Annotated in this window: 6 protein-coding genes; 3 read left to right on the top strand and 3 right to left on the bottom strand. The window is 46.4% G+C overall.

What is annotated here, in order from left to right; all coding sequences use genetic code 11:
- The gene (locus L2082_RS18820) at positions 1-1029 is read right to left on the bottom strand and encodes a P-loop NTPase fold protein (RefSeq protein ID WP_446012155.1); all 1029 of its coding nucleotides are present in this window, start codon (positions 1027-1029) and stop codon (positions 1-3) included.
- A gap of 2 nt (positions 1030-1031) precedes the next feature.
- The gene (locus L2082_RS18815) at positions 1032-1529 is read right to left on the bottom strand and encodes a hypothetical protein (protein ID WP_446011004.1); all 498 of its coding nucleotides are present in this window, start codon (positions 1527-1529) and stop codon (positions 1032-1034) included.
- A 506-nt stretch (positions 1530-2035) separates the two neighbouring features.
- Here L2082_RS18815 and L2082_RS18810 point away from each other — a divergent pair.
- The 3 genes from L2082_RS18810 to L2082_RS18800 are packed head-to-tail and all read left to right on the top strand — an operon-like array spanning position 2036 to position 2973.
- Positions 2036-2296: a hypothetical protein gene (locus L2082_RS18810; protein ID WP_446011005.1), complete on the top strand. Its 261-nt coding sequence runs from the start codon at positions 2036-2038 to the stop codon at positions 2294-2296.
- 45 nt (positions 2297-2341) lie between these two features.
- Positions 2342-2578 (top strand): type II toxin-antitoxin system Phd/YefM family antitoxin, encoded by a 237-nt coding sequence (locus L2082_RS18805; protein ID WP_446011006.1) that lies wholly within the window; start codon positions 2342-2344, stop codon positions 2576-2578.
- Positions 2575-2973 carry a type II toxin-antitoxin system VapC family toxin gene (locus L2082_RS18800; protein WP_446011007.1) on the top strand — a complete coding sequence of 133 codons (399 nt, stop codon included), beginning with the start codon at positions 2575-2577 and terminating at the stop codon, positions 2971-2973. Before L2082_RS18805 ends, L2082_RS18800 begins: the two co-directional genes overlap by 4 nt.
- A 192-nt stretch (positions 2974-3165) precedes the next feature.
- On the opposite strand, the gene L2082_RS18795 is transcribed toward L2082_RS18800, so the two are convergent.
- Positions 3166-3639, bottom strand: coding sequence for a hypothetical protein (locus L2082_RS18795; RefSeq protein ID WP_446011008.1), 474 nt, complete (start codon positions 3637-3639; stop codon positions 3166-3168).
- Between the last annotated feature and the right edge of the window lie 177 nt (positions 3640-3816).

The following is a 3816-nucleotide window of genomic DNA, read 5'->3' as shown; positions in this document are numbered from 1 at the left end:
TTATCTATTTTTCGCAACTCTTCTCTGGATAGGTGCATGCGAACTCAGAACGTGGATAGATCTCGTAAAAAACGTTGTGACCCTTAAACTATCGTGATCTTCTTTTTTTGTCCAATCTTTTTTTGTGTGGAATGAGGGGGGTGAACGGTTACACAGTAACTGGTTGAATTTTTCCAGCTGTTCCTTAGTTGTCAGGTTTTCTAACTGATCAAAGAAGACAATCAAGGGACGATCGCCATAATGATCCAGAATAAGATCCAGAGAAAGGAGTATTTGGTGGGCCTCATCTTCCAGGGCCTCTGGAGTTTGCTTGGAACGGTAATCCTCAACCTCAAGGATTGTGCAATCCTCCTGATCAATAGCCTTGCCCATGAGCCATCGGCGAGCAGCACTCCGTTTTTCCTCATAAAAAAAGTATTGCAGAAGCACATGGAGAAACGATGCATTCAGTTCATCATGGCTTTCCTTGAGGAATTTTTTTGTGAAGCGACATACTGCTTCTCGGGTTTTGGGCTTCATTTGTAACTTAAGGGCCTGTACCGGGTCTTCCTGGCATTTTTTGGCGATACTATCCACTTTCTTGTCAGAAGAACGTCGGGCTGTCTCAATCAGTACATGGGTCAGTATCTTTCCGCAAACATATTCAATCTGACTGTATTCATCCCTTACAAAGGATTTGCTGTTCAGATTACTGACGATTTCTTTGAGCAGGTAACGAAAACCACGATTGGGATCAATGAAAGGTCGGATATAGGCAAAGGAAAAAGCGGGCTTGCCCTTGGAACCAGCACGAATCAACCGTCCGATCATATGGGTTTTACCGCTGCCGGTTTCACCGAGGACTGCTGCGGCACGCGGGGTTCCTGGATTTTTCTGCTTTTGTTCTATCAGTTGCATAATGGAGCGGGTGACAGTTTGATCCACTCCTTCTACGTCTGGATATTCATTTTCCCTTGGATCACCAGCAGCACTGAAGGAGAAGGGATTATTTTCCTGGAGGCGTTCCCGAATAGCTGGATCAACTTGCATAATCATCTCCACGTCACTGTAATATATAGGTCGCCGTATTCATCCTGAAACGAATCCTGCACTTCTTCACGGGTTAACTTGCCTGGGTTTCCCATATTCAGGGTGATATGCTCTTCGTTGGCCAAGGTTTTCAGCAGATTGTCAAATTCTTCTCTTGGCAGGCCGAGATGCTGGCGGATTTTAAATATTTTAACGAAATGACTGCCAGGATTTGCATGGTCATAGGCGGCCTTGAAGGCTTGCACTGGATCGTCCCCGCCAATGTTGCCAGGATTGCTGCTGGTGGATGCTGACTCGGCAGGCTGACTTTGTTGCTCATCAAGATGGAAATGCAGCTCAATGGAACGAAGTTGGATCTTTTGCTTTGGTTGTATCTGGAGTGTAACCGTTCCCTGCTCAACCAGCTTATTGGCTTCCTTGATCAAATCCTCCTGTTTCAAAGGAAAGGCATTCGCTATCTCACCAATGGTTTTTCCTGAAGTCTGTACAATGTACTCCAACAAAGCATCTTGTGGAGGTTTGTTTACGATGAAATAACTACTTCCTTTTTTGAGAGTACTATATGGAGACCTAAGAGTCCCCAATGCATCAAGAACCTGTGTCTGATTAGAGCGTTTTGTAAGCTTTAATTGGGATCTCTCATCAGGAGTGAAGAGATCCCGCATTTCGCGCACTCGAAAAAATCCCTTTTCTGATCGGTGAAAAAACGATTTTAATATATCACTGCTTGTATTGGCTTTATTGTTCGGCATGTTGCAGTTCTCTCCTTGAGGATTTACCCGGTTGGTAAGGGATTATTCGTTAAGGCTTTCGTTGATGTACAAGGGACGGCAGCAATCCCCTGAATCAGCTGATTTCGTGCTCGCTATGTCAAATTGGTAAGCTTAGATTATGTAGAGGGGATTATCAAGTTTTTAATGTATATTGAGCGGTTGAAAGTTGTGGAAAAAGGGTTTGAAGATAGTAAATTTCGTTGTGGCGCAAGGAAAATCTAAGAATTTGTCTTTTGCGATATCACAAATACCGGTATTGGTCGGGTGAGCAACCGGTCTTTGTTACCTTGCTGGAGTTGGGAGCATCAGGGCGGCAATGGCAGGAGATCAAAAAGGGCGTTGCGGGAATGCCATCTCCATTATCCTCCTGCAAATCAAGAGCAGATACCTCTCTCGTGCAATGGTGGATCAGCCGTCCTGCTTTGAATCCAGATCTGCATCCAGCTCCAAATGCTCAACCAATGGCCGGGAAATTCCTTGATCAGAAAACATGACCATGCTACCATAGTCATAATATAAAAACAAGAAGGAGCCAAACCATGCCGGAAACTGTTTCCAAATCACGCTTTAAACCTCAAGCCCTCAAATATTTCCGAGAAATACAGGAAAAAGGCCAGGAGCTGATCATCACGGATCACGGGAAACCAGTCCTGAAGATATCCCCGTTCCAGAACAAACCACAGACCGTGTTGGCAGAACTGCGTAATTCTGTGCTCCGTTATGACGATCCTCTGGAACCGGTGGCTCTGGATGACTGGGACGTATTGAAAAAATGATTATTCTGGACACCCATGCCTGGATCTGGTGGATCAGCAATCCGGAAAAACTTGGAGTTGGTGCCGCTGCTGCCATAGAGCAGGCAATGCAGGAAAATACCATTCTCCTTTCCTCCATCTCCACCTGGGAAATTGCCCTGCTTGTTGCCAAAGGAAGACTGACGCTGTCCATAAATGTACGGGACTGGATTCGCAAAACCGAAAGCCTCCCCTTTATCCGCTTTATACCGATGGACAATACCATCGCTCTTCGCTCTGTTGACCTGCCCGGAGCATTTCATGCCGACCCGGCAGACCGGATTATTGTGGCCACAGCACTTTCCACAGGTATGCCCTTGGTAACCAAGGACGAAAAAATCCGAGCTTGCTCCTTTGTTCAGACGACATGGGATTGATCGCAGAGCATTTTCAATTCAGCGAGGTGCGTATTGACCTATGGACGCCACAGTTTGCTTACGCCTCCTGCGCCCTCTACTTTACAATCCGCACCAACTGGCTTTGTTCCTCGGTCAAGCCCAGTACTTTTTCAGGATTTCGCGCGGTCTGGTACCCAAAAAGGCGGGGCGTTACGGGAATGCCATCCAGTGCTACTCCTGATCATCCTTCACAAACAATGGAATAGAATAATTCCCTCCAAAGGCCTTGAAGATATTATTGATGCCCTCATAATCCGATGCATACATATCCTCCCGACTCTGGACAACTTCCTTAACCTCCTCAGTAAAGCCACCAGTGGAAATCAGCCAGAAACGAACCTCCGGCACAGGCGCCCCTTCTTCAGCCTGTTGCTGGCGAAAGATCTCTGCCGCAGCCTCCAACTTGTTGACCTGAGCAATCCCCATAGCCTGGCGGGTATACTTACATTCGCAAAGCCACACCCGTTCCTCACCCGCTTCTTTCCCCAGCACATCAATCTGATAGGCAGGAGTTGCCGAAGCTTTGACGGTCTGGGTTCTGACGTACTGAAACAACGGGACTTCCACCTTTTCTTCTTTCTCTGCCTTACCTGCTCTGGCGGCGAACCAGGCAGCTGGTAGTTTCTCATAATTGAATTTGAGCATAGATACCTCAGCCATCATTTTCAGGGTAACCGTTCACCCCCCTCATTCCACACAAAAAAAGATTGGACAAAAAAAGAAGATCACGATAGTTTAAGGGTCACAACGTTTTTTACGAGATCTATCCACGTTCTGAGTTCGCATGCACCTATCCAGAGAAGAGTTGCGAAAAATAGATAA

The sequence above is a fragment of the Candidatus Electrothrix sp. genome (assembly GCF_052785085.1).
Note: the sequence above shows the minus strand (reverse complement) of the source record. Positions and strands in the feature narration are given on the sequence as shown.